Genomic DNA, 25,068 nt, shown 5'->3' on the forward strand with positions numbered 1-25,068 from the left:
TCGTTTATCGAACGTATCGGCACTTTGTTTTCAAGGGATCCATTAGAGATGTATGAGGGGCTGATGTGGTAGATCCCGGGACATGCTTTGCGTTTTAAGCCGCAGCACCGCAGACCAGCGATATTCGCTCCAAGTCTTGGCGCAGGATCGATTCGAGACTTTGTAACTGCACGCGCCCAGTCCCAGTGCACGCTGGCACTGGGAGAGGACGGCGGTTGTGAAACCGCCTCTTACTCGATTTGATTTCGCTAGATGGTTGAAAACTTCGCAGTGATGTTCAGTTGGCGGTATTCAGTGGTGCTTCAGTGGTCGAACTGGATCGGGCGATCACGGTGATGATCGACAAGGCGGCGATCACCAGCCCGGGTGAAGTCGCCAGCAGCACGCCAGTAGTGCCGGCACCGGCGGCAAGGATCTGCCCGGCGGCCAAGGGGCCTGCCACTGAGCCCAGGCGACCGATGGCCACGGCCGCGCCGACGCCGGTGGCGCGCACTGCGGTCGGGTAGGACGGTGGCGCCAGGGCGTAGAGCACCAGTTGCGCAGCCATGACGAAAAGCCCGGCGGCAAACCCGGCGATCGACATTGGCACGATTCCGATAGACAGGCCGACCCCGGCCAGCGCCGCCAGCAACCCGGCATACACGAACAGCACGACCTTGAGGCCGTTGCAACGGTCCAGAAGCAGGCCGCCGAGCAGCGAGCCGAGGGCGCCACCGATGTTGAACAGCATCTGGATCATGCCCGCCTGGGGTTTGCTGAAGCCCTGTTCCAGCAGTAATGAAGGGAGCCAGTTGAGCAGCATGTACATCACGGTCAAGGTGAAGAAATAGCTCATCCACAAGGCCAGGGTGTTACGTGTTCGGCCTGCGCCGAACAGCGCCTGTGCGGTGGACGGCCGTGGGCTGCCAGTTGTTGAATGTTGCTGGCGGAAGGCAGTGGACTCGGGCAGCAGCAGGGCCATCAGCGGTACAACCAGCAAGGGCACCAGGCCGCCGATGATGAAGGTGGTTTGCCAGTGCTCACTGGAAAACATCGCCACCACCGCCGCGAGCGCGCCGCCCAGGGGCACGCCGCAGTACATGACACTGATGGCGGTGCCGCGGTTGCGTTCGCTCACGGCCTCGGCGCACAACGCTATCAGGTTGGGCAAGGCGGCACCTAGGCCCAAACCGGTCATGAAGCGCACCAGCAACAGGCTGGAGTAGCTCTCGACATAGGCAGTGCAAAGGGAAAACAGGCCGAACAGCAGCACTGCACCGACGAGGATTTTCTTGCGGCCGATGCGATCGGCGACCCAGCCGCCAAAGAACGCCCCAGGCAGCAGGCCGATGATCCCGGCGCTGAACACCCAACCCATCATCTTCGGGTCCAGGGCAAAACTCTGGCGCAGCCCGGCGGCAGCGGTGCCGGCGGCCTGCAGATCGAAACCCTCGATCAGCGCAACGATAAAGCACAAAGCGATTGTCAGCGTCGAACGACGCGATGGGCTGTCCATGGGTGAAACCTCATTGTTGTTTTTGTTGTGGAGTCGAGCCGTCCCATCGCACGGGGTACGCTGAAGGTGACGGCTGATCATTAAGATAACAAATATAACTAAAAAATGAACGACTCCATGAAAATCACAAAAAACAACAAATATCCTATATAAATCAATAATTAATGTAGCGATGATCAAGCTTGCTAGAAAATAGATAATAATATTAATGTTCGATTATCGGTCATTTACCGTTGACAGGTGTCATTGTCTGTTTCCATTCTCTGTTCGCGAAGCCGGCAGCAATGCGCTCCCCCGGCAGCACAAACAACAATAAAAATGGAAATCGAACATGCCAAATCTCCCCACGCACGACGTTGCGACGGCGTCAGCCACCTGTGTGCCCGGTATCAACCGAGGGTTGGTCCTGGCGCTGCTCGGTTTAAGCGTTCTGCCCACCCAGCTTCTAGCCGCAGGTTTTATCGAAGACAGCCATGGCACCTTGACCCTGCGTAATTACTACCTGGACCGCCAATACAAGGACGATGGCGCCAAGACCGCCGCCCAGGAGTGGGCCCAGGGTTTCATCATGAACATGGAGTCTGGGTTTACCGAAGGGCCCCTGGGTTTTGGACTGGACGTTCGCGGGCTGTTGGGGGTCAAGCTCGACTCCGCGCCGGATCGCAGCGGCACTGAGTTGTTGCCGGTGTCGGCCAGCGACAATCGGGCGGCGGATGAGTATTCGCGCCTGGCCCCGACCGCCAAGCTGCGTTTTGCCCAAACCACGGTGAAGTCCGGGGATGTGTCGATCTTCCTGCCGTTTGCGTTTGCCAGCCCCTCGCGACTGTTGCCACAAACCTTTCGCGGTACCACCCTCAGCTCCAGGGACATCGATGGCCTGACGCTGAACACCGGATACATCGATCGCATCGACAAGCGCAATTCCACGAACTATGAGGCGATGACCATCGCTTCGCCCAACCGGCGCTTCAACGCCACTGCCACGACCTCGCACATGGCTTACCTGGGGGGCGATTATCAGGTCAACAAGACGCTGAGCCTGCGTGCCTACCACGCCGAGGTGACCGACTTGTACCAACAGGACACCTTTGCCTTGCTGCACGACCTGCCGCTGGGCGGGGGAGTATTGACCAGCGACCTGCGCAGTTTTTTCAGTCGCGAGGATGGCAGCGCCAAGGGCGGTGAAGTGGATAACCGCAACATCTCGGGGCTGTTCAGCTACCGTTACGGCGGACACAAGCTGGGCATCGGCTATATGCATTCCAATGGCGACTCGGCGACGCCCTACATCTCCGGGACAGAGTTGATGGGCATGAGTGAGCTGACCATGGCTTCGGACTTTCTCAATGCCAAGGAGCGCACGTGGCAGGCCATCTATGACTATGACTTCGTGGCGGTCGGAGTGCCCGGGTTGAGGGGCCGGTTGCGTTATCTGCGCGGTGACCATATCGAGCTGGCAGCCTTCAACGCCGAGGACCGCAAGGAGCGCGAGTTCCAGATGGAGCTGGGCTACGTGGTGCAGAGCGGTCCGCTGAAAAACGTCGCACTGGTGGCGCGCAAGGCGATCTACCGCAATGATTTCCCGACTGGCGCTGCATTTCGCGATGAAAACCAGACCCGCTTCCTGGTGACCTACACCTTGCCGATCTGGTAACTGCCTGCAGGCTTCTCACCGGCACGCCCCTTGGGGGCGTGCGTCACTCCTGATAAATCTTCTTCAGCAGGCGCAGCAGCTCTTCGCGTTCCTGGCTGTCCAGTGCCGCGGTGGCGTCCAGGTCGCTTTGCGCGGCGATCTGGTTCAGTTCCTTGAGCAGGGTCTCGCCAGTCTTGCTGAGGAAGATCCCGTAAGAGCGCTTGTCCGGCTTGCACCGCACGCGCACCGCCAGCGCACGGCTTTCCAGTTTATTGAGCAGCGGCACCACTTGGGGCGGCTCGATGGTCAGTGCCCGGGCCAGATCGGCCTGCATCAGGCCGGGGTTCTGATGGATGATCGCCAGGGCGGAGAACTGTGCGGGTCGCAGATCATGGGCCGAAAGGCGGCCAATCAGGTTCTGGAACAGTTTGAGTTGTGCGCGGCGCATGGCGTAGCCGATCAGGTCGTTCAACGCCGAATCCAGGGGTGCCTGCATCTCGGCGTTGGTCGACGGTGCCTCGATCGACTCGGCGAGGGGGGAGGGCTTGGCCATTGCGGATGAGTCCTGAGGATTTGAGGTTAACAAGGCTATCTATTTTGCCGGCGTTGCCCGGTGATTGCTATGGCCAATATCCATTGGCGTTCGAACAGTGGGCGCCTTCAGTGTGTTGGAAACCGGTTAATTTTATTAATAGTTAATTGACATAACTAATTTGCCGGTTTAATTTCCAGTCATCTTCAAACCAAGAACAAGAGAGCATCGTCATGAGCAATTACGAAGGTCGCTGGACAACGGTCAAAGTGGAAATCGAGGAAGGCATCGCGTGGGTCATCCTCAACCGCCCGGAAAAACGCAACGCCATGAGCCCGACCCTGAACCGCGAGATGATCGATGTTCTGGAAACCCTGGAGCAGGATCCGGACGCCGGTGTGCTGGTGCTGACCGGTGCGGGCGAAGCCTGGACTGCAGGGATGGATCTCAAGGAGTACTTCCGCGAAGTGGACGCTGGCCCGGAGATCCTCCAGGAAAAAATCCGCCGTGAAGCCTCGCAATGGCAATGGAAACTGTTGCGCATGTACGCCAAGCCGACCATTGCCATGGTCAACGGCTGGTGCTTCGGCGGCGGCTTCAGCCCCTTGGTGGCCTGCGACCTGGCGATCTGCGCCGACGAAGCGACCTTCGGTCTTTCGGAGATCAACTGGGGGATCCCGCCGGGCAACCTGGTCAGCAAGGCCATGGCCGACACCGTGGGCCATCGCCAGTCGCTGTACTACATCATGACCGGCAAGACCTTTGGCGGGCAGAAGGCCGCCGAGATGGGCCTGGTCAATGAAAGCGTACCCCTCGCGCAACTGCGTGAAGTCACTGTGGAGCTGGCGCGTAACCTGCTGGAGAAAAACCCGGTGGTACTGCGTGCGGCCAAGCATGGTTTCAAACGTTGCCGCGAACTGACGTGGGAGCAGAACGAGGATTACCTATACGCCAAGCTCGATCAGTCACGCCTGCTGGACACTGAAGGCGGCCGTGAGCAGGGCATGAAACAATTTCTCGACGACAAGAGCATCAAGCCGGGCCTGCAAGCGTACAAACGCTGAGGTGCCGCGCCAGGCAGCCGGGCGCATTCCGCTACTGGCGGATGCGCCTGGTGCTGCGGTTATATCGTTCTTATGTATTCCCGACAAAGACTATAAAGAGGAATCACCATGCTGGACGTGCCCCTGCTGATTGGCGGCCAGTCGTGCCCCGCTCGCGACGGTCGAACCTTCGAACGCCGTAACCCGGTGACTGGCGAGTTGGTGTCGCGGGTCGCCGCCGCCACCCTGGAAGATGCCGACGCCGCAGTGGCCGCTGCGCAGAAGGCGTTTCCGGTCTGGGCCGCCCTGGCCCCCAATGAACGCCGGACCCGTTTGCTCAAGGCGGCCGAGCAATTGCAGGCACGCAGTGCCGAGTTCATCGAGGCGGCCGGCGAAACCGGCGCCATGGCCAACTGGTACGCGTTCAACGTGCGGCTGGCGGCCAACATGCTGCGTGAAGCGGCATCGATGACCACGCAGATCAATGGCGAAGTCATCCCCTCGGATGTGCCTGGCAGTTTCGCCATGGCCCTGCGCCAACCCTGCGGCGTCGTCTTGGGTATCGCACCCTGGAACGCCCCGGTGATTCTCGCCACCCGCGCTATCGCCATGCCATTGGCCTGCGGCAACACCGTGGTGCTCAAGGCCTCCGAGCTCAGTCCTGCGGTGCATCGCCTGATCGGTCAGGTATTGCAAGACGCCGGCCTGGGCGATGGCGTGGTCAATGTCATCAGCAACGCACCTGAGGATGCCGCGGCGATTGTCGAACGGCTGATCGCCAACCCGGCGGTGCGCCGGGTCAATTTCACTGGATCGACCCATGTCGGACGCATCGTCGGCGAACTCGCCGCGCGCCACCTCAAGCCGGCGTTGCTGGAACTGGGCGGAAAGGCACCGTTGCTGGTGCTCGACGATGCCGACCTGGACGCCGCGGTAGAGGCGGCCGCCTTTGGCGCCTATTTCAATCAGGGACAGATCTGCATGTCCACCGAGCGTCTGATCGTCGATGCCAAGGTTGCCGATGCCTTTGTCGACAAGTTGGCGGCCAAGGTCGCCACCCTGCGCGCAGGAGACCCCGCGGCTGAGGAGTCAGTGCTCGGTTCGCTGGTGGATGCAAGCGCCGGAACGCGCATCAAGGGCCTGATCGACGATGCCCTTGCCAAGGGCGCGAAGCTGGTGGTCGGCGGGCAACTGGACGGCAGCATCTTGCAGCCGACCCTGCTCGATGGCGTCAACGCGAGCATGCGCCTGTACCGCGAGGAGTCGTTCGGGCCGGTGGCCGTGTTGCTGCGCGGTGAGGGGGATGAAGCACTTCTGCACTTGGCCAACGACTCCGAGTTTGGTTTGTCGGCGGCGATTTTCAGCCGCGATAGCGGGCGTGCCCTGGCCTTGGCCCAACGGGTCGAGTCGGGCATCTGTCATATCAACGGCCCGACCGTGCACGACGAGGCGCAGATGCCCTTTGGCGGGGTCAAGTCCAGTGGCTACGGAAGTTTCGGTGGCAAGGCATCCATCGAGCACTTCACCCAGTTGCGTTGGGTCACCTTGCAGAATGGATCGCGGCACTACCCGATCTGAACTGGCGGGCATTGACTTCCCCGCAAGTCAATTGCCCGTGTGCAAGGCCGAAATAACAATAACAAGGCTGCAGCCAACGGCTGCCACGCTATCGATGAGTCACCTGTGTGTGGCTTGGGTTTAGCGTGCCTCGACGGAGAAGAAACACGTGAGTTCCGAATTCAGTTTGCAATCCCATGCCCAAGCCAGCGCACCGCGCTATCGCCACGTGTCCATCGGTTGCGCGGCGGTAGAGGTTACCGAGCAGCAGGGCGTACTGCACATGCGCTCCCTGGAACCGTTGGCCGAGATGCCCAGGCGGTTGCTCGACCGTCTGGTGCATTGGGCCCAGGTGCGTCCCGAGCAGACCTTTATCGCCGCCCGCCAGGACGACGGTGAATGGCGTCGGGTGAGTTACGCGCAAATGCTCGACAGTGTCCGGGCTATCGCCCAATGCCTGCTGAGCTATGGTCTGTCGGCCGACAAGCCCCTGGTGCTGCTTTCGGGCAATGACATTGAGCATTTGCAAGTCGCCTTAGGTGCGATGTATGCGGGAATTCCCTACTGCCCGGTGTCGCCGGCCTATTCGCTGCTGTCCCAGGACTTCTCCAAGCTGCGCCACGTTTGCAACCTGCTACAACCAGGCCTGGTTTTCGTCAGTGACGCCCCAGCGTACCAGCGCGCCATCGACGCCGTGTTACCGGCCGATACGCCACTGATCAGCGTCCGTGGACAGGTCGCGGGTCGCCGCCAGGCGAGCTTTTCCAGCCTGCTTGAACAACCGGGCGGCGCCAAGGCTGAAGCAGCTTTTGCCGCCACTGGTCCGGACAGCATCGCCAAGTTTCTTTTCACTTCCGGCTCGACCAGGCTGCCCAAGGCCGTAATCACCACCCAACGCATGCTCTGCGCCAACCAGCAGATGTTGTTGCAGACTTTTCCAGTGTTCGGTCAAGAGCCTCCGGTGCTAGTGGATTGGCTGCCGTGGAACCACACGTTCGGCGGCAGCCATAACCTGGGCATCGTGCTCTACAACGGCGGCAGTTTTTACCTGGACGACGGCAAACCTACTGCTCAGGGATTTGCCCAGACCCTGCGCAACCTCAAGGAGGTATCTCCCACCGCCTACCTGACCGTGCCCAAGGGCTGGGAAGAACTGGTCTCGGCCCTGGAACAGGACGCAGAGTTACGGGAGTGTTTTTTCAAGCGCGTCAGCCTATTCTTCTTCGCCGCTGCCGGGCTGTCGCAAAGCGTCTGGGATCGCCTGGACCGGGTCGCCGAACAACACTGTGGCGAACGCATCCGGATGATGGCCGGGCTTGGCATGACCGAGGCCGCGCCTTCCTGCACCTTTACCACCGGGCCATTGTCCATGGCCGGTTATATCGGCTTGCCGGCGCCGGGTTGCGAGGTCCGGTTGGTACCCAAGGACGGCAAGCTGGAAGGGCGCTTCCGTGGGCCGCACATCATGCCCGGTTACTGGCGGTCACCGCAGCAGACCGCCGAGGTGTTCGACGAACAAGGCTTTTACTGTTCCGGTGATGCGCTCAAGCTTGCCAACTCGCATGACCCGCAACTGGGGCTGATGTTCGATGGGCGCATCGCCGAGGACTTCAAGCTGTCTTCAGGGGTGTTCGTCAGTGTCGGCCCGCTGCGTAATCGTGCGGTACTGGAGGGCTCGCCCTATGTCCAGGACCTGGTAGTGACCGCGCCGGATCGTGAATGCCTCGGCGCGCTGGTGTTCCCGCGATTGTACGAATGCCGACGCCTGGCGGGGCTGGCGGCCAGTGCCAGCGACGCCCAGGTGTTGGCAAGCACGGCGGTACGCGAGTGGTTCGCCGATTGGTTGCAGCGGCTCAATCGCGAAGCCGGCGGCAATGCCAGTCGCCTGGAATGGATTGCCTTGCTCGACGAGCCGGCCTCCATTGATCGCGGGGAAATCACCGACAAGGGCTCGATCAATCAGCGTGCGGTGTTGCAGTGGCGCGCGGAGCAGGTCGAGGCCCTGTATCGCGGGCTCGATCCGACCATTCTGCGGGCCGGGGCGAAAACGTGAGCGAAGTCGTGAACACAGACGGGCAGTACTCGGCCTTTGCCGATGCGGCGATTTTCGATGCAGTGCGAACACCGTGGGTGGACCTCGGTGGCGCACTGGCCGAGGTTTCGCCGATCGACCTGGGCATCAAGGTCGGGCGCGAAGTACTGGCTCGCGCGGGCGTCGATCCGCTGGCGGTAGACAGCGTACTGGCGGGTTCCATGGCCCAGGCCAGTTTCGATGCCTACCTGCTGCCACGGCATATCGGTCTCTATAGCGGCGTGGCGCAATCGGTTCCGGCACTGGGCGTGCAGCGTATCTGTGCCACCGGATTCGAACTGCTGCGCCAGGCCGCCAGGCAACTGGATGACGGTATGCAACTGGCGCTGTGCGTGGCCACCGAGTCGATGTCACGCAATCCGATTGCGGCCTATACCCATCGTGGCGGTTTCCGCCTTGGCGCCGAGGTGCAGTTCAAGGACTTTCTCTGGGAAGCGTTGTACGACCCAGCTCCCGGGGTGGACATGATCGCCACCGCCGACAAGCTGGCACGGCGCTACGGGCTGAGTCGCGAAGCCGTGGATGCCTATGCCTGTTCCAGCCATCAGCAGGCGTTTGCGGCGCAGCAGTCAGGGTGGCTGGCGCCTGAGATTGTTGATGTGGGTCCTCAAATCTTTGAACTTGAAGGCTATCAATCTCGCAGTATTCGCTTACCACGTGGCGTCGACTCGGTGAGTGAAGACAGCCACCCACGACACGCAAATTTATCCGCCCTGGCCCGGCTGCGCGCCGTGCACGAGGGAGGCGTACAAACCGCCGGAAACAGCTGTGCGGTAGTCGATGGTGCAGCAGCGGCGCTGGTCGGACCTGCTTCGGCCAGCCGGAATACCCCGTTAGCCTTGCTGCGGGCCAGCGCTGTGGTGGGGGTGGCGCCGGAGTTCATGGGTATCGGTCCAGCACCGGCGATTCGTCTGTTGGCGCAGCGCAGCGGCTTGAGCCTGGATCAGATCGACAGGTTTGAAATCAACGAAGCCCAAGCCGCCCAGGTCCTCGCCGTGGCTCAGGAGTTGGAGCTGGACCGCTCCCGTCTCAACGTTCAGGGCGGCTCGCTGGCCCTCGGTCACCCGTTGGCTGCCAGTGGTCTGCGCTTGGTATTGACCTTGTCCCGGCAACTGCGCGAGCACAACCTGCGCTATGGGATTGCCGCGGCCTGTGTCGGCGGCGGGCAGGGCATGGCCCTGCTGATCGAGAACCCAACCTGGCGCGCCTGAGGCATTAATAGCCCGCCCGTAGCGACGAATGTCACCTGTTCACTACCCTATGAGGTTTCACATGTGGAGCTATCAGGCGCCCTTGCGCGATATGCGATTTGTTCTTGAACACTGGCTGCAGGCGCCCGAAGCGTGGCGTCGGAGTTCGGTATTCGAGGCGCTGGATTTGCCGCTGGCCGTGCAGGTGCTGGAGGAAGCTGGGCGTTTCAGCAGTGGCATCCTGGCGCCATTAAACAGCATTGGCGATCGCCAGGGTTGCCGTTTGGCTGAGGGACGGGTCACCACTCCGGATGGCTTTGCCGACGCGTATCGGGCCTATGTCGAAGGCGGTTGGCCGGCCCTGGCCTGTGCCGAAGCGCTGGGTGGACAAGGCTTGCCGCAAGTGCTCGACGCGGCGCTGCAAGAGATGCTTTACGCCAGCAACCACGCTTGGGCCATGTACACCGGCATCGCCCACGGCGCCTATCTGTGTTTGAAGACCCACGCAGCCGCGTGGCTGCAGGAGCGCTATCTTCCCGGGATAATTAGTGGCGAAACCTTGGCCACCATGTGCCTGACTGAGCCCCAGGCTGGCAGTGATGTCGGCCTGCTACGCTGTCGCGCCGAACCTCAGGACGACGGCAGTTATCGGCTCAGCGGCAACAAGCTGTTTATCTCGGGCGGCGAGCACGACCTCACCAACAACATCCTGCATCTGGTGCTGGCTCGCGTGCCGGGAGCGCCAACTGGCAGCCACGGGATTTCGCTGTTCCTGGTGCCGAAGTTATTGAATCAAGGTCAGGCCAACGGCGTGGCCTGCGACGGTATCGAGCACAAGATGGGGATTAGGGGCAGTTCCACCTGTTCTCTGGTGTTCGAGGCGGCCCAGGGCTGGTTGATTGGCGAGGTCAATCGTGGCTTGAAGGCGATGTTCGTGATGATGAATTCAGCACGTCTTCACGTAGGTCTGCAAGGCCTGGGGCACAGCGAAGCGGCCTGGCAGAACTGCCGTAGCTACGCCAGTGAACGCCAGCAGATGCGCGCACCGTTAAGACCGGCCGGGGTCGTGGCGCAGGCAGCCGACCCGATCCACTACCATCCGGCAATGCGCCGCGTCCTGCTCGAATTACGCGCCACCAGCGAAGGCATGCGTGCTATCGGCTATTGGGTCGCACACCTGTTGGACCAGGCCGAACATGACCCGCAGCTACTGGCTCGGCAACAAGCCGGGCAACTGGCGCAACTGCTAACGCCGATCATTAAGGCGTTTTTCACCGAACAGGGTTTTCGCCAGGCCAGCAACGCCTTGCAGGTGTTTGGCGGTTACGGTTACGTCACCGAATTTGCCATCGAGCAAACCCTGCGCGACAGCCGTATCGCCATGATTTACGAAGGTAGCAACGAGATTCAGGCCAATGACCTGCTACTACGCAAGGTATTGGGCGACCAGGGCCAGGCTTTTGACCTGTTGTTGGCGCAATTGCGCGAGGAGTCCAGGCTGGGCGCCGAAATGCCACAGTGCGCTGGCTACGCTGCGCAACTGGTAACCCTGTGTGGTGCGCTTCACGTGCTGGTTGGCGAGGTGCGTGAGCTATCACTCGAAGATGTCGAGTACCCATATCGAGCTGCAGGGAATTTCCTTCAGCTTTGCGGCCTGACCTTGCTTGCGCTGGCCTGGGCACGGGCGGCTCGGGTCTCGCGGCAATTGCCTGAGGACGATCCACTGCGCGCCGTCAAACTGGAAACCGCCGGGTTTTTTTTCAGCTACCTGTTGCCCCAGGCCGAGCAGCACATGGCTGCGGTGCGTGGGGCGCGAGCAAGGTTGGCGTTTATTTAACTGGGTTCAACGATTGGATTGGCGAAGTTGCTCGATGATTCGGTGGGCGCGATTGGCGCCGACATCAACGTGGATGTCGATCATCGAGCAGGTCGGAGTGGTGTTTCCTGCACATTGACCTGGGCATCGGGCTCAGGTCACGACTTGTCCATTACTCTATGGCTTCGTAGGGTAGGCCGACGTAATTCTCGGCAATGCTCTGGCGCCCGGCGGGCGAACCGACGAAGTAGTCGAGCTCGGTTTGCTGCATACGCAGGCCGAAGGCATCGGTGTCTGGGAACCGGTGTAACAACGAGGTCATCCACCAGGAAAAGCGCTCGGCTTTCCACACTCGGCGCAGGCAGATTTGCGAGTATTTCTCTAGCAGATCGGTGCGACCCTCGCCATAGACCTTGAGCAAAATTCGATACAGTGTGCTGACATCGCTGGCGGCGAGATTAAGGCCCTTGGCACCGGTCGGCGGGACGATGTGAGCCGCATCACCCAGCAGGAACAGGCGGCCATATTGCATGGGTTCCACGACGAAACTGCGCAGCGGCGCGATACTTTTTTCAATGGAGGGGCCGGTCACCAACTGGTCGGCGAGGTGCGCTGGCAGGCGCAGTTTGAGTTCGTCCCAGAAGCGCTCATCGGGCCAGTCTTCGAGTTTTTCCTCGGTCCCCACTTGCACGTAATAACGGGTACGAGTTTTCGAGCGCATGCTGCACAAGGCGAAGCCGCGCTCATGGTTGGCGTAGACCAGCTCCTCGTGGACGGGCGGGGTGTCGGCGAGGATACCGAGCCAGCCAAAGGGGTAGACGCGCTCGAACACCTTTAGGGCTTCTGCCGGTATGGACTGTCGCGAGACACCATGGAACCCGTCGCAACCGGCAATGTAATCGCAGTCCAGGCGTACGATCTCGCCGTTACGCTCAAAGGTGACGTAAGGGCTGTCACTCTTCATGTCGTGAGGGTGCACGTTGTCGGCGTCGTAGACGGTCATGGCTCCTGCGGCTGCGCGGGCCTCCATCAAGTCACGGGTCACTTCGGTCTGACCGTAGACCATCACGGTCTTGCCGCCGGTCAGCTGTTTGAGGTCAATGTGTTCACAACGTCCATCGAAGGCCAGTTCGAAACCGTCGTGCACCAGACCATTGGCATCCATGCGTTCACTGACGCCAGCCTCGCGCAACAGATCGACCATGCCTTGCTCCAGCACACCCGCACGAATTCGCGAAAGGATGTACTCCGGGTTCTTGCGTTCGATGATGACGTTGTCGATGCCGGCGCGATGCAGCAATTGACCGAGCAGCAAGCCGGAGGGGCCAGCGCCGATGATGGCGACTTGAGTTTTCATTGTTGTTGTCCTGTCTGTGCGGCTGAAGGCATTACGCCTTACAAAACGCTGTTATTTTTGTCTCCTGTATTTTTGATGACGAAAGTGCGGATAAGAAGGCACTATTCGGCAAAATCCATGGACTTTTCGTGGATCGCTGCCATTGGGGGAAATCGTGAAATCTTCTGCCATGTCTGTTCCAGTGTTCAAACTCTATGGTGAGACCACGGTCTGGCCGACTCCTGATCTGCTGCATTGCGAGTCTATTCCCGAGCGCAGTCAGCTGCACAGTTGGGAAATAAAACCCCACTGGCACAGCGATCTGGTACAGCTGATGTATGTGCAGACGGGACAGGCTGTACTGGAAGTCGAAGACCTGATCACGCAAGTTCAAGGCCCGGCGTTACAGGTAGTGCCCGCATTGAGTGTGCACGCCTTCAGGTTTTCCGAGGATATCCAGGGCCATGTCATCAGTTTGGCCATGCCCTTGGTCGAGCAGCTCGGCGCTTCGCTGGACAGCACGGCGCTGAACACCCCGGGCTGTTATTTGCCTGGTCCTGAGTCTGCATACCTGGACACGCTGTTCGCCGCGATCAGTCAGGAATATAGCCAGGACCAACCTGGCCGCGATCCGATGTTGCACTCGTTGATCACGTTGCTGTTTGTCTGGCTCAGTCGTCGCAGCCTGGTGCTTTCAACGCCCGACACCAAACTCCATGAGCGTGGTCGAGAGCATCTGCAGGGCTTTACCCGAGCCTTGGAGTTACGCTTTCGCGAGCACCTGCCCATCGAGCAATATGCGGCGGCGCTGGGGATCAGCGCTGCTCACCTCAATGCCCTGTGTCGGCGCTTGTGTGGGCAATCGGCATTGGCGATGATCAACCAGCGACTGCTGCTCGAAGCCAAGCGCAATCTGGTGTACACGGCGATGACCGTTAATCAGGTGTCGGACAGCCTGGGTTTTTCCGAGCCTGCCTACTTCTCGCGCTTCTTCAAGCGCGGTACTGGGCAGTCACCGAAACAATTTCGCATCCAGCGTTAGCGGATGCCAGACCTGCAAGGCAGCCAGCTGCGGTGAATATCGATACCAGAATAAAATTTCGTCATTTGCTGTGTTTTCTCGAAGTGGCGCGCCAGGGAAGCCTGGCCCGTGCCTCGGATAAATTGGCAATCAGCCAGCCAGCGCTGTCCAAAACCCTCAAGGAACTGGAAACCTTGCTGGCCACCCGCTTGTTCACACGCAGCAAGAGCGGCGCCGCACTGACCGAAGCTGGGGTGGCTTTTTTGCGCTATGCCGGACCGAGCGTGCAAGCCCTGCGCGAAGGGGTCAATAACCTGCGTTCCGGTGAACATGCGCCGATCACTGCGCGGCTCGGCGTGCTGTCCACAGTGGAAAGCTTGCTGGTGCCGGAAGTCATCTGCCGCTTGCACGCCCGACATCCGGCCTTGGTCGTGAGCGTGGTGACCGGACCCAGCGCGTACCTGCTGTCGCAACTGCGCGTCGGTGAGCTGGATCTGGTGGTCGGGCGGATGACCGATAGCCCACAGATTCTTGGTCTCGCATTCGAGCATCTGTACAGCGAATCCATGACCCTGGTGGTGCGTAACGGCCATCCGCTGCTGACCGATCCCCAAGGTCACAAACGCCTTGAAGACTATCCGCTGGTGCTGCCATTGGTCGGGACGACGATCCGCAAGTTCGCCGACAGCCTGTTTGTGCAGCACGACATCAGCCCACCGCGCCGGCGTCTTGAAACCCTATCGCTGACCCTGAGTCGGCGTTACGTGGAGTGCAGTGAGGCGGTCTGGGTCGCGCCGTTGGATGCCGTCAGGCAAGACCTGAGCCGCGGTACATTGGTTGAGTTGGATTTGGGCATTCGTGAACCGGGCGGCTCGGTTGGCATGTGCAGCAACCCCGCGCTGCACATGCCACTGGCGACCCAATGGTGCGTGGAGGTGCTGCGCGAAGTGGGGGAGGAGTATCGCGAGGGTCGCTATCCATAACCATTTGGATATGGATAGCGGCTGTTTTTTCAGTTTTGGATCAGGTCTTGCCGGGAGAAACTGGGCGACAGGCTGCTGCCCATCAGCCGTTACCCATAACAACCAAGGAGACTGATATGTCTGATGCGGACAACGCCCGCTTCGTCATCCGTGACCGTAATTGGCATCCCAAGGCCTTGACCCCGGATTACAAAACTTCGATCTTGCGTTCCCCCCGGCAAGCCCTGGTCAGCATTCCTCAGTCTCTCTCGGAAATCACCGGGCCGGACTTTTCCCACCTGAAGATGGGCCAGCACGATAACGATCTGCTGCTCAACTTTAACCACGGTGGGCTGCCCATCGGCGAGCGCATCATCGTGGCCGGGCGGGTCTGTGACCAATACGGCAAGCCGATCCCCCACACCCTGGTCGAGATGTGGCAAGCAAATGCCGGTGGTCGCTACCGGCACAAGAAAGACAGCTACCTGGCAGCCATCGATCCGAATTTTGGTGGCGTTGGCCGGGCCTTGACCGACCACGACGGCAACTACAGTTTTCGCACGGTCAAACCTGGCCCGTACCCGTGGCGCAACGGACCCAATGACTGGCGGCCTGCGCACATTCACTTCTCGATCAGTGGCCCGTCTATTGCTACCCGCTTGATTACTCAGCTGTATTTTGAAGGCGACCCGCTGATCCCCATGTGCCCGATCGTCAAGTCGATCGCCAATCCGGATGCGGTGCAGAGCTTGATCGCCAAGCTCGACATGAGCATGGCCAATCCGATGGATTGCCTGGCTTATCGCTTTGATATCGTTTTGCGCGGTCAACGCCAGACCCATTTCGAAAACTGCTGAGGAGGCACGCGCATGCCCGTTCAACTTTTACCAGAAACCCCTTCGCAAACGGCTGGCCCTTATGTACACATTGGCCTGGCGCTGGAGGCGGCTGGCAATCCGCCCCGCGAGCAGGAAATATGGAACGAGATGGCCAAACCCGGAGCGCCGGGCGAGCATATTCTGCTGGTGGGTAATGTCTATGACGGCAATGGCCACCTGATCCGTGACTCGTTCCTGGAGTTTTGGCAGGCCAACCACGAGGGTGTGTACGACGTCGAATACAACCTTGAAAACCCCTTCAATAGTTTTGGCCGGACCGCCACCACGGATGTCGGCGAGTGGACGTTGAAAACCATCAAGCCGGGCGTCGTTCGCAACGCAGCCGGTGTGCCCATGGCGGCGCATATTAATGTGTCGTTGTTTGCCCGTGGCATCAACATTCACTTGCAGACTCGCCTGTACTTCGACGATGAGGTCGAGGCCAATTCCCTCGACCCGGTGCTTAACCTGATCGAGCAGCCGCAACGTCGGGAAAGCTTGATCGCCAAGCGTTGCACCGTTGACGGCAAGCTGGCCTACCGCTTTGACATTCGTGTTCAAGGTGAGGCGGAAACAGTGTTCTTCGACTTCTAGGGTTTCAAGCCTGCGTGCGCTGTACCGGTTGTTTTCCAAGCGTTTAATAAAAATAAAGGAAATTTCGCATGACTGTCTCCGTACCTGCGCCGGTGGCCGGCACGCTCGATGTCGAGGCGTTGATCAACGCCAAAGTACTTTCCACCTAACAATGGCTGATCGTGTTGCTGTGCTTTCTGATCGTGTTCCTGGATGGTCTGGACACGGCCGCCATGGGTTTTATCGCACCGGCGCTGAGCCAGGACTGGGGCATCGATCGCGCCAGTCTGGGGCCGGTGCTCGGCGGAATCTTGCCATTGGTGGTGCCCGCGGCGCTGGCCACCGTTGCGGTCGTGATCAAGGGGCTGGTCAGCCATGCGGACGCCACCTGAGATGACCTGACTGATTTCTGAATTCTGGAGTAATGGCGTGAACAGACCCACCAATCAACTCTTCGATAGCTATTTCACACAGTCGACCATGCGCGAGGTCTTTTCCGATCAGGGGCGGGTGCAGGGCATGCTTGACTTCGAAGCCGCTCTGGCCCGCGCCGTAGCCGACATGAAGCTCATTCCCTTTGAGGTACAATGGCGTGACCCGTGATGAGATCAAGGAAGTCTTGATGCAGAATGCTATCTACTGTGGCATTCCCGCTGCCAACGCGAGCTTCCATCTTGCTGAATCCATCTGGGACGAAGTGGGCGTGGAGTCGTTGTGAAACTCCAGATTTACTGACTGGCAGTAAACCTGGACTATTACGGTCTACCTCACCCCGCAATATACAACCCCCCATTCACATGCAGCACCTCACCCGTCATGAAGCTTGACCCGTTGCTGCACAGAAAGGCGATCACCGAGGCGATCTAAAGGCTATCGAAACCCAGTCGTTCAAGCTGCATTATCAACCGCAGATAGAAGCGCTCGGGTCGGGTGGTCGGGGTCGAAGCGTTGTTGCGCTGGGAGCATCCGGAAAAAGGATTTATCTCACCTGCGGTGTTTGTACCGGTGGCAGAGGACAGTGGTCAGATCATCCCGCTGAGCCTTTGGGTACTCGATACGGCCTGCGCGCAGCTGCGCCAGCTAGGCGAGCAGGGCATCACGGGCATTTCGATGGCGGTGAATATTTCGCCGATGCATTTCCAGCGTGGCCAGTTCGTCCAATGTGTCCAAGCCGCCTTGGAGAAACATGGTCTGCGTGGTGAGCAGTTGGAGCTGGAGATCACCGAGTCGCTTCTGTTGCATAACGCTGAACAGGCGATCGATACGGTGCACCGGCTCAAGGCGTTGGGGGTGCGCATTGCGCTCGATGATTTCGGCACCGGTTTTTCCAGCCTCAGCTACCTCAAGCGGTTGCCCATCGACAAGATCAAGATCGACCGCTCGTTCATCCAGGACATCGCCACCGACCATCATGATGCAGCGATCACCCAAGGCATTATTTCCATGGCCCATCACCTCAGCCTGACGGTGGTCGCCGAAGGCGTGGAAACGGCGTCTCAGGTGGATTTCCTGAGAGGCAGTCGCTGCGATGTTTTTCAGGGGTATTACTTTGCCAAACCGATGCCCTCTGCGGAAATCGAAGCGTTCCTGAGCCAGCCCGCGTCCCGTCCCTGACCGGCCATTCTGAGAAATCCAGAGTGAAGTTTTGAAAGCTTTCAAGCAGTAGCAACTTATCGGTGCTCCATGGGAGTTCCATGGTCGGTGATCAATGGCCGTAGGCTTGATTGGAGAAACTATTTACAAAAAACGCCCCTGCAAGTAATCGGCGTTAAGCGGCGTGAAGCAGTTGATGCCCTACGCCAATAGTTATTTTTAGCATTATGCAGGAAGCCCTCTATTCAGTTTTCAGTGTTGATACAAATGTAGCCAGCGAAGGATCTTTTTCAGCATTTTGCTTGTGCCTGCCGATGAAAATCCACTCGTCCTCTGTCCAAAGAATTCGTGTTGTCTTAGGTGCTTTGCAGTCAAAAACAACCTGATAGATTTTTGTTTCTCGCTGCTGGACGACGACGCATTGCTCAAGGCAAACCCACAATCGCTGCCCGGGCACCAGTGTTGGCGCATTGAGCGGGACACACAGCTTAATTTCTGTTTTTCGCATGATGACTTTCGTCCCTAAAATTCAGAAACCGTACGCGGTAAATCGAAAGACGGTGGTTCTGCTAATGACTAGCCTCCGAGGGTGCATATGTGCATAATATTATCATGCAGTGATAATAGAAAGGCAATCTGCTCGACCTTGCCTCAGGCAGGCGACGTCTTTTGCTTAACTGCCGGGAGGCAAAATCACGCATGAGAACAGCAAGATTTGAGCGCTTGGAGAGCTGCATGAGACGTGAGGACGTAAAAATAAAACACGCTGAAGGCATTCAGTTTGACACCCATTTGATTGCCAATCCGGCCAACACCCAGGAGTGGATCGCCTTCTTTAAAAAGGATGCAGGAAGAAGCTTTTTCCTGGTCAATGACAACGAAGAAATCGAACCCTTCCGACACCTTGATGATTTGATTCATGAGCTGCGTGAAATCGGCATCAAGGTGGCTGAAATTCATTTGTGAATTATTTTTCCTTGGAGTGTCGTCATGTCTGTCAGGGTCGAACATCTGTCTGGTCAGAGTGAAGATCTATGGTCCGTGTGTGTAGGTACCCGGCGAATTCAGTTCCGCAATGAACAGGGTGCAAAGGACTACGCGGCAACGCTGAAACAGCGGATAGAAGCTCCACATATGTACCCGTATGCAGTGCCGGCAACCGGTAACGGAAACTGCAGTAAGTAATTGAAGGTGTTGCCCTTGTTTTGGCTGGACGGTGATCACCATGGACCTTTCGCTCTCGGCCCGGAGGGAACAGATATAAAACGCCAGCTCTGACTGAGCTGGCGAATACGTCTATCTAGTCACGCAAGTAGGCTACCAGGGCGTCAGCGAAGGACTCGGTCGTTCCGCTTCCCCCCATGTCCGGTGTCACCTGATCGCGGGCGGTTTTCAGGACAACGCGGATAGCGGTACGAATGCGTGTCCCCTTGTCCACCATGCCCAGATAATCAAGCATGTCCGCGGCAGCCAACAACAATGCACAAGGGTTCGCGATGTTCTTGCCAGCGATGTCCGGTGCCGAGCCGTGGACCGCTTCGAAGATGGCCGCATCGGCACCGATGTTCGACCCGGGCGCCAAGCCCAATCCACCCACCAGGCCTGCGCACAAGTCTGAAAGGATGTCGCCAAACAGGTTGGTGGTGACAATGACATCGAATTGATGGGGGTTCATTACCAACTGCATACAGGCGTTATCGACGATCATTTCGTGGAATTCGATTTCCGGATAGTCCGCAGCGACCTCACGCGCGACCTCAAGAAACAAACCGGAGCAAGACTTGATGATATTGGCCTTGTGCACCGCGGTAACTTTCTTGCGGCCTTTGCTACGAGCCAGCTCGAACGCGTATCGCACGATGCGTTCGGAGGCTGTGCGTGTTACGCGAATGCTCGCCAAAGCGACTTCGCCGTCTTCGGAAATACTCTGTCCTTCGGGTAAGTACGCCCCCTCGGTATTTTCGCGCACCGTGATGATGTCGATATCTTCGAAGCGCGAACGGGTCCCCGGGAAACTGATCGCCGGTCGGACATTGGCGTAGAGATCGAAATGGCGGCGCAGGTGGACGTTGATCGATGAGAACCCGCGGCCAATCGGTGTCGTCAGCGGGCCTTTAAGTGCGATGCCATGTTTGGCGATCGTATCGATAGAGGCGGGCGGCATCAGCTGTCCATGTTGCTGCAACGCCTCCAGGCCGGCCTCAACGAAGTCGTAGCGAAGATTGCAGTCAAGGGCGTCGAGTACGCGTAGCGTCGCTTGCATGATCTCGGGGCCGATGCCGTCGCCCTTGATGATTGCGATTGTTCTGCTCATGGTCTCTTCCTTAACAGAGCTTTGTCAGCCTGCTGTATTGATTGGTTGATTGAGACGGGTGTCGCGAATATGCGCATAACATTACCATACAATGTTAATGTTATGCGGCGGGCGCGCTCAGCAAAAGTCATTGGCTCACTTTCGCATGACGCGGCGGACAAAAAGCCTGACGTCATCAAAGGCAGGCACGATTGCCAGCGTCACCAGAACCATCGCGAGCGGTACCGTTGAGATGTAACCAATGTGCTTGAACCCAAATGCCCCCACCACGCCGCCGAAGAAAAAATTCAGCGCCAGCAGTATCAGTATTTTGAGCCGGGTCCGATTGGCGAGAACTTTTGGGTGTGTCGATGGGCTGGCGGCATTCCAGTAAAAGAGTTTTCCCAACTCGATTCCGATGTCCGTGATGATGCCGGTGATGTGTGTCGTGCGGATTTCGGCTTTTGAAATTTTGGTGATCACCGCGTTTTGTAGCCCCATGATGAAGCACAGGAGCATCACGGTGACTGACACGAACAAACCATTCACTGTGGAGAGTCGGGCGCCCAGAAAGCCAAAGCAGATAAGCAGAAAGGCCTCGACCAGAAGGGGCACTGCAAACTCACTGTGCATCCGTCTGCGTCGGGAGTAATTGACCATGACCGCAGAGCACGCAGCCCCAACCAGAAAAGACAACAATGCGCCGGTGCCACTGAGCACCAGGTCGTAGGCGCCCAGCACACTGTTGTCTGCCATCGAAGAGACGATGCCGGTCATGTGTGAGGTGTACTGCTGCACTGCCAGGAAACCGCCAGCGTTGATTGCTCCCGCGACGAAGGCCAAGGCAAACCCAAGATGTCGGTTTGCAGCGGTGGTACGCCTTCGCCCGGTGAGACTCCTGACATATTTGATCGGCATTTATTCACCGTTGTCTCAAGCATATGAGGAGCAAAAGCTTAAAGCGGGTAGTGCGCCGGGTAATGCAGCTTTGCAACGCCGGTGTCGATAGCGGCCTTGGCCACAGCACCGGCTATTGCTCCGAGCAGGCGAGCATCGAGCGCTTTGGGGAGAATGTAATCGCGGCCAAACTCAAGTTTATCGACGTTGAATGCTTGCAGCACTTGCACCGGTGTCGGCTCCTTGGCCAATTGGCGCAGGGCTTCCACCGCCGCAATTTTCATCGCTTCGTTGATCCGGGTTGCGCGAACATCCAGCGTTCCGCGGAAAATGAACGGAAAGCCCAGGACGTTATTGACCTGGTTCGGGTAATCAGAGCGACCGGTCGCCATGATCAGGTCATCACGTGTGGCCATGGCCAGCTCGTAGCTGATTTCAGGGTCCGGGTTAGAGCAGGCAAACACGATCGGGTCAGGTGCCATCGCTGCCAATGCTTCTGCCGGGAGGAGATTGGCTCCAGACAGGCCGACAAACACGTCAGCGCCGGTCATGGCTTCCATCAGCGTACGAGGGCCACCGTCGTTGACGAACTGTGCTTTGTATTGATTGAGGCCTTCCCGAGCGGAGTGGATAACACCGACACGATCGACCATGTACAGGTTGCTTTTCTGAGCGCCGAGACTAAGCAGCAGGCGCATGCAAGCAGTGGCGGCGGCACCGGCGCCGAGGCAAACAATTCTCGCATTCCCCAGGGTTTTGCCCTGGATCTCAAGTGCATTGAGCATGCCGGCGGCCGTGACGATGGCCGTACCGTGCTGGTCGTCATGGAAGACTGGGATGCTGCACTGTTCGATCAGTGCTTCTTCGATTTCAAAGCACTCGGGCGCTTTGATGTCTTCCAGGTTGATGCCGCCAAAGGTGTCGGCAATGCGCACGACGGTCTCGATAAAGGCCTGGGAGCTCTCGGCATTGACTTCGATATCGATCGAATCGATTCCGGCGAAACGCTTGAACAGCAATGCTTTGCCTTCCATGACCGGCTTGCTGGCCAAGGGGCCTAGATTGCCGAGGCCCAGAATGGCCGTGCCGTTGGTGATCACGGCCACCAGATTTCCTTTACCGGTGTAGCGGTAAGCGTTCTCCGGGTCCTTCGCAATTTCGCGTACGGGCTCCGCTACGCCTGGGCTGTAGGCCAGTGCGAGTTGGGCGGCTGTGTCGGCGGGCTTGGTCAGCGCGATGCTGATTTTTCCTGGGGTTGGGAATTCGTGGTAATCCAGTGCGGCCTGCTTGAAGTCGGTAGTCATGCGATCACCTGATTAGACATTGATTATAACCACATGTTAACACTATTATAATGCGAGGCAGCGAGGTCCTGACCCACAGACACGGATCAAATTGCCGGCTGAACGCTGCTGATGAAGGGGTTTGTCAGCAGCGGACCCACTCTATTGGCCCTGAGACTTCAGGGTGGGCCTGTATCTGTTGGTCAATAGAGATCCTCCTGTGCTTGAACCCGCCTTAGGCCACCTCGTGTGGCCATTTTTTTGCGCGCTCGAATGTCCCCGGCGTCAAGACGCTGAAGTGACGGACGTGGCTCAAATGAAGGCGGTGATCAAAATAGCGGGGAGCGAAAGGGGAGCAGGCCATGACAAAGGCGCTGAGACAACAGTTCAGGTGTCGTTCCGAGCTGTCTTTCGAACAATCAGAAATGGACTTCGGCGGACTTGATACCCAGCGCTCGAAGCTCGCGGATCAGTTCATCGAGTTGTCCAAATGACTCGATTTCCTCGTTGTCATTGACCAGGAAATAGCTTCTCCCAGCTTCCTTTTTGAAAAGGATGATCCATTCGTGCGTATTGGCCGGGTTGGCTATCACATGCGTGTCGAAATGCATGCCTTCACCGTGTTTGGTTTTGACGTCTTCGCGTTTCATTCGGGGTCTCCGGGCATATGTTTATGCGCTCTCGACACTGTATCTACTGTGTCGCTGGTGTCGTACGAGGCCAGGCCAATTGCTTTACTATTATCACTACGTGTAAATAGTATGCACATGCCATCAAAGCGAGGCTAGTCATGATTGCGATACGAGAAGCTTGGAAAGCAGGCTTGTTAGGGCGCGAGCATTGGCTTCGAAATATCGTCTCGGGGGTCATCGTCGGCGTCGTGGCGCTACCCTTGGCCATGGCATTTGCCATCGCCTCGGGCGTCAAACCTGAGCAAGGGATTTACACCGCCATTGTCGCGGGTCTCTTGGTTTCGCTCTTCGGCGGGAGCCGTCTTCAGATAGCTGGCCCGACAGGGGCATTCATTGTCATTTTGGCGGGTGTGACCGCCAAATATGGCGTTGATGGCTTGCAGATCGCGACGATGATGGCCGGTGCAATATTATTGCTGCTCGGCATCACCAAGCTTGGCGCACTAATCAAGTTCATTCCCGATCCCGTGATCGTTGGGTTCACCGCCGGCATCGGGGTCATCATTTGGGTCGGGCAATGGAAAGACTTTTTGGGCTTGCCGAAAATCAGTGGCGACCATTTTCATGAGCGGCTCTGGCACCTCGTCCAGGCTCTGCCCGGCCTCCATGTGCCCACGACCCTGTTAGCCTTTTTAAGCCTGCTGTTGGTGATACTCGCGCCTAAAGTACCCGGCGTAAGGCGTGTTCCCGGTCCTCTGATTGCCATGGTCGTTGTGACGGCGTTGCACGCCTGTTTTCAATTCGATGGCGTGGCAACGATCGGGAGTGCATTCGGGGGGATTCCTCAAGGACTGCCCAACATTGGCCTTCCTGAAATAACGCTGCCGCAGATCATTGAATTGATTGGTCCTGCGTTCGCGATCGCGATGCTGGGGGCGATCGAGTCGCTGTTGTCTGCTGTTGTCGCCGACGGGATGGCCGGCACCAAACATGACTCCAATCAGGAGTTGATCGGACAAGGCATTGCCAACCTGGTCACTCCTCTGTTTGGTGGCTTTGCTGCGACAGGCGCGATCGCTCGAACAGCGACCAACATCCGCAACGGTGGCAACAGCCCCATTGCCGGTTTTGCGCACGCCGTCACGTTGATTTTATTGATCCTCTTCCTGGCACCTCTGGCTTCGGATATCCCGCTGTGCGCGTTGGCCGCGATCTTGTTCGTGGTCGCTTACAACATGAGCGAACTGAAGCACTTCAAACGCATGGTCAAACGAGCCCCAAAAGCGGACGTTGCGATCCTTTTGATCACGTTCAGCCTGACCGTTTTCAGCGACCTGGCGATTGCAGTGAATATCGGGGTCATTCTCGCCATGCTGCAGTTCATGCGTCGGATGGCTTCATCTGTAGGGGTGCAGTTAATGGTCGAAAAAGAGCTGGAGGCAGAGTTGCGCCTGAATGGGCATGTACATCTTCCACCTGGTGTTTTGGTTTACACCATTGAGGGGCCTCTCTTCTTTGGCGCCGCAGAAACCTTTGAGCGGGTTTTGGCTCAGACGCACACCGATCCCGGGACGTTGATTATTCGTCTGAAGCGGGTGCCGTTCATGGATATCACGGGCTTGCAAACGCTGCTCGAAGTGATTGAGCAGCTGCGTAAACGCAGCATCGTCGTGAAGTTGTGTGAAGCCAACGAAAAAGTCCTTGGCAAGCTCGACAAGGCAGGGGTTCTTCAGGCACTCGGCTCACAGCATTATCATGCTGACTTCAGTGGTGCACTGGGCAGCTACGCCGAGATCGACAAGCCCCAGGGCTAGCGATGAGGTGCAACAGAGTAGAAGGCGCGATGAGCAGGCATTCGTCGTGCCCGCTCATGCGCAGATGAATCACTTGCCATTGGCCGCAGTTTTGCTTTTGGTGGCGTAGGACACGCCGTGCGTCTCCAGATAGTCCCGAATAAGCTGACGAACGACCTGAGAGGGCGTCAGATCCTGAGACGCGCACAGCTCTTCAAGCGCTTTTTTCTTGACGGGATCAATGAGCACAGTTAGTCGTGCAGTCTTATTTTCCATGGAATTGCCACTACCCTAAAACGGTCGATGTTAATCAAATTGTAATAGTCGGGGATTTATTTGTCACCGATTAGGTTCGTGGAAGCGCTTTTCCCTCCATCACCGGCTTGCTGGCAAGAGATCCCTGGTTGCCCGGATGCAGAATCGACGCTCCGTCGGCAATGATCGCGACG

At 58.3% G+C, this 25,068-nt stretch carries 21 protein-coding genes and 4 pseudogenes; 16 read left to right on the forward strand and 9 right to left on the reverse strand.

Annotated features, from left to right (window positions below; all coding sequences use genetic code 11):
* Window positions 1-277: 277 nt before the first annotated feature.
* Window positions 278-1,495, reverse strand: a complete 1,218-nt coding sequence (gene mhpT, locus ELQ88_RS12915; RefSeq protein ID WP_138965456.1) for a 3-(3-hydroxy-phenyl)propionate transporter MhpT — start codon at window positions 1,493-1,495, stop codon at window positions 278-280.
* A gap of 331 nt (window positions 1,496-1,826) precedes the next feature.
* Between mhpT and ELQ88_RS12920 the strand changes: the two genes are divergently transcribed.
* Window positions 1,827-3,149, forward strand: coding sequence for an OprD family porin (locus ELQ88_RS12920; protein WP_138965458.1), 1,323 nt, complete (start codon window positions 1,827-1,829; stop codon window positions 3,147-3,149).
* Between the two features lie 43 nt (window positions 3,150-3,192).
* On the opposite strand, the gene ELQ88_RS12925 is transcribed toward ELQ88_RS12920, so the two are convergent.
* A complete protein-coding gene (locus ELQ88_RS12925) occupies window positions 3,193-3,681 on the reverse strand; it encodes a MarR family transcriptional regulator (protein WP_138965460.1) in 489 nt (162 codons plus the stop codon).
* A 212-nt stretch (window positions 3,682-3,893) separates the two neighbouring features.
* Here ELQ88_RS12925 and ELQ88_RS12930 point away from each other — a divergent pair, with 212 nt between their 5' ends.
* The 5 genes from ELQ88_RS12930 (at window position 3,894) to ELQ88_RS12950 (ending at window position 11,379) form a co-directional block, all read left to right on the forward strand.
* Window positions 3,894-4,724, forward strand: coding sequence for a p-hydroxycinnamoyl CoA hydratase/lyase (locus ELQ88_RS12930; protein ID WP_138965462.1), 831 nt, complete (start codon window positions 3,894-3,896; stop codon window positions 4,722-4,724).
* Window positions 4,725-4,832: 108 nt separating this feature from the next.
* Complete coding sequence (locus ELQ88_RS12935) at window positions 4,833-6,281, forward strand: aldehyde dehydrogenase (protein ID WP_138965464.1); 1,449 nt, start codon at window positions 4,833-4,835, stop codon at window positions 6,279-6,281.
* Between the two features lie 148 nt (window positions 6,282-6,429).
* Complete coding sequence (locus ELQ88_RS12940) at window positions 6,430-8,313, forward strand: feruloyl-CoA synthase (protein ID WP_138965466.1); 1,884 nt, start codon at window positions 6,430-6,432, stop codon at window positions 8,311-8,313.
* An 8-nt stretch (window positions 8,314-8,321) separates the two neighbouring features.
* The gene (locus ELQ88_RS12945) at window positions 8,322-9,563 is read left to right on the forward strand and encodes a thiolase family protein (RefSeq protein WP_138969507.1); all 1,242 of its coding nucleotides are present in this window, start codon (window positions 8,322-8,324) and stop codon (window positions 9,561-9,563) included.
* 61 nt (window positions 9,564-9,624) lie between these two features.
* Window positions 9,625-11,379, forward strand: a complete 1,755-nt coding sequence (locus tag ELQ88_RS12950; RefSeq protein ID WP_138965468.1) for an acyl-CoA dehydrogenase family protein — start codon at window positions 9,625-9,627, stop codon at window positions 11,377-11,379.
* A 151-nt stretch (window positions 11,380-11,530) separates the two neighbouring features.
* Here the strand turns inward: ELQ88_RS12950 and pobA are convergent, their stop codons facing one another.
* Window positions 11,531-12,715, reverse strand: a complete 1,185-nt coding sequence (pobA, locus tag ELQ88_RS12955; RefSeq protein WP_138965470.1) for a 4-hydroxybenzoate 3-monooxygenase — start codon at window positions 12,713-12,715, stop codon at window positions 11,531-11,533.
* Between the two features lie 169 nt (window positions 12,716-12,884).
* Here pobA and ELQ88_RS12960 point away from each other — a divergent pair, with 169 nt between their 5' ends.
* The 8 genes and pseudogenes from ELQ88_RS12960 to ELQ88_RS13000 form a co-directional block, all read left to right on the forward strand.
* Window positions 12,885-13,736: a helix-turn-helix domain-containing protein gene (locus ELQ88_RS12960; protein WP_138969508.1), complete on the forward strand. Its 852-nt coding sequence runs from the start codon at window positions 12,885-12,887 to the stop codon at window positions 13,734-13,736.
* A gap of 32 nt (window positions 13,737-13,768) precedes the next feature.
* A complete protein-coding gene (gene pcaQ, locus ELQ88_RS12965) occupies window positions 13,769-14,698 on the forward strand; it encodes a pca operon transcription factor PcaQ (protein WP_138965473.1) in 930 nt (309 codons plus the stop codon).
* Window positions 14,699-14,814: 116 nt separating this feature from the next.
* Window positions 14,815-15,534: a protocatechuate 3,4-dioxygenase subunit beta gene (pcaH, locus tag ELQ88_RS12970; protein ID WP_138965475.1), complete on the forward strand. Its 720-nt coding sequence runs from the start codon at window positions 14,815-14,817 to the stop codon at window positions 15,532-15,534.
* 12 nt (window positions 15,535-15,546) lie between these two features.
* Window positions 15,547-16,149, forward strand: a complete 603-nt coding sequence (gene pcaG / locus ELQ88_RS12975) for a protocatechuate 3,4-dioxygenase subunit alpha (protein ID WP_138965477.1) — start codon at window positions 15,547-15,549, stop codon at window positions 16,147-16,149.
* A gap of 68 nt (window positions 16,150-16,217) precedes the next feature.
* Window positions 16,218-16,430, forward strand: a pseudogene (locus ELQ88_RS12980) (aromatic acid/H+ symport family MFS transporter); the annotation flags it as partial.
* Window positions 16,431-16,557: 127 nt separating this feature from the next.
* Window positions 16,558-16,713 (forward strand): annotated as a pseudogene (locus ELQ88_RS12985) (3-carboxy-cis,cis-muconate cycloisomerase); the annotation flags it as partial.
* Window positions 16,709-16,846 (forward strand): annotated as a pseudogene (locus tag ELQ88_RS12990) (carboxymuconolactone decarboxylase family protein); the annotation flags it as partial. The pseudogenes ELQ88_RS12985 and ELQ88_RS12990, both read left to right, overlap by 5 nt.
* A 142-nt stretch (window positions 16,847-16,988) precedes the next feature.
* Window positions 16,989-17,742, forward strand: a pseudogene (locus ELQ88_RS13000) (EAL domain-containing protein); the annotation flags it as partial.
* A gap of 220 nt (window positions 17,743-17,962) precedes the next feature.
* Here the strand turns inward: ELQ88_RS13000 and ELQ88_RS13005 are convergent.
* Window positions 17,963-18,229: a hypothetical protein gene (locus ELQ88_RS13005; protein WP_128874154.1), complete on the reverse strand. Its 267-nt coding sequence runs from the start codon at window positions 18,227-18,229 to the stop codon at window positions 17,963-17,965.
* A gap of 227 nt (window positions 18,230-18,456) precedes the next feature.
* On the opposite strand from ELQ88_RS13005, the gene ELQ88_RS13010 reads away from it, so the two are divergent.
* The gene (locus ELQ88_RS13010; protein ID WP_138965479.1) at window positions 18,457-18,687 is read left to right on the forward strand and encodes a hypothetical protein; all 231 of its coding nucleotides are present in this window, start codon (window positions 18,457-18,459) and stop codon (window positions 18,685-18,687) included.
* A 334-nt stretch (window positions 18,688-19,021) separates the two neighbouring features.
* Here the strand turns inward: ELQ88_RS13010 and ELQ88_RS13020 are convergent, their stop codons facing one another.
* The 4 genes from ELQ88_RS13020 to ELQ88_RS13035 form a co-directional block, all read right to left on the reverse strand.
* Window positions 19,022-20,035 carry an isocitrate dehydrogenase gene (locus ELQ88_RS13020; protein ID WP_128874157.1) on the reverse strand — a complete coding sequence of 338 codons (1,014 nt, stop codon included), beginning with the start codon at window positions 20,033-20,035 and terminating at the stop codon, window positions 19,022-19,024.
* A gap of 135 nt (window positions 20,036-20,170) precedes the next feature.
* On the reverse strand, window positions 20,171-20,932 hold the full coding sequence (locus ELQ88_RS13025; protein WP_138965483.1) for a YoaK family protein: 762 nt from the start codon (window positions 20,930-20,932) through the stop codon (window positions 20,171-20,173).
* Between the two features lie 38 nt (window positions 20,933-20,970).
* Window positions 20,971-22,215 (reverse strand): malic enzyme-like NAD(P)-binding protein, encoded by a 1,245-nt coding sequence (locus ELQ88_RS13030; protein ID WP_138965485.1) that lies wholly within the window; start codon window positions 22,213-22,215, stop codon window positions 20,971-20,973.
* Between the two features lie 398 nt (window positions 22,216-22,613).
* Window positions 22,614-22,844: a hypothetical protein gene (locus tag ELQ88_RS13035; RefSeq protein WP_128874159.1), complete on the reverse strand. Its 231-nt coding sequence runs from the start codon at window positions 22,842-22,844 to the stop codon at window positions 22,614-22,616.
* A 140-nt stretch (window positions 22,845-22,984) separates the two neighbouring features.
* Between ELQ88_RS13035 and ELQ88_RS13040 the strand changes: the two genes are divergently transcribed.
* Window positions 22,985-24,640, forward strand: coding sequence for a SulP family inorganic anion transporter (locus tag ELQ88_RS13040; protein WP_138965487.1), 1,656 nt, complete (start codon window positions 22,985-22,987; stop codon window positions 24,638-24,640).
* Window positions 24,641-24,709: 69 nt separating this feature from the next.
* On the opposite strand, the gene ELQ88_RS13045 is transcribed toward ELQ88_RS13040, so the two are convergent.
* Window positions 24,710-24,895, reverse strand: a complete 186-nt coding sequence (locus ELQ88_RS13045) for a ribbon-helix-helix protein, CopG family (RefSeq protein WP_045060687.1) — start codon at window positions 24,893-24,895, stop codon at window positions 24,710-24,712.
* Window positions 24,896-25,068 lie beyond the last annotated feature (173 nt).

The organism is Pseudomonas sp. MPC6 (assembly GCF_006094435.1).
Classification (GTDB): domain Bacteria; phylum Pseudomonadota; class Gammaproteobacteria; order Pseudomonadales; family Pseudomonadaceae; genus Aquipseudomonas.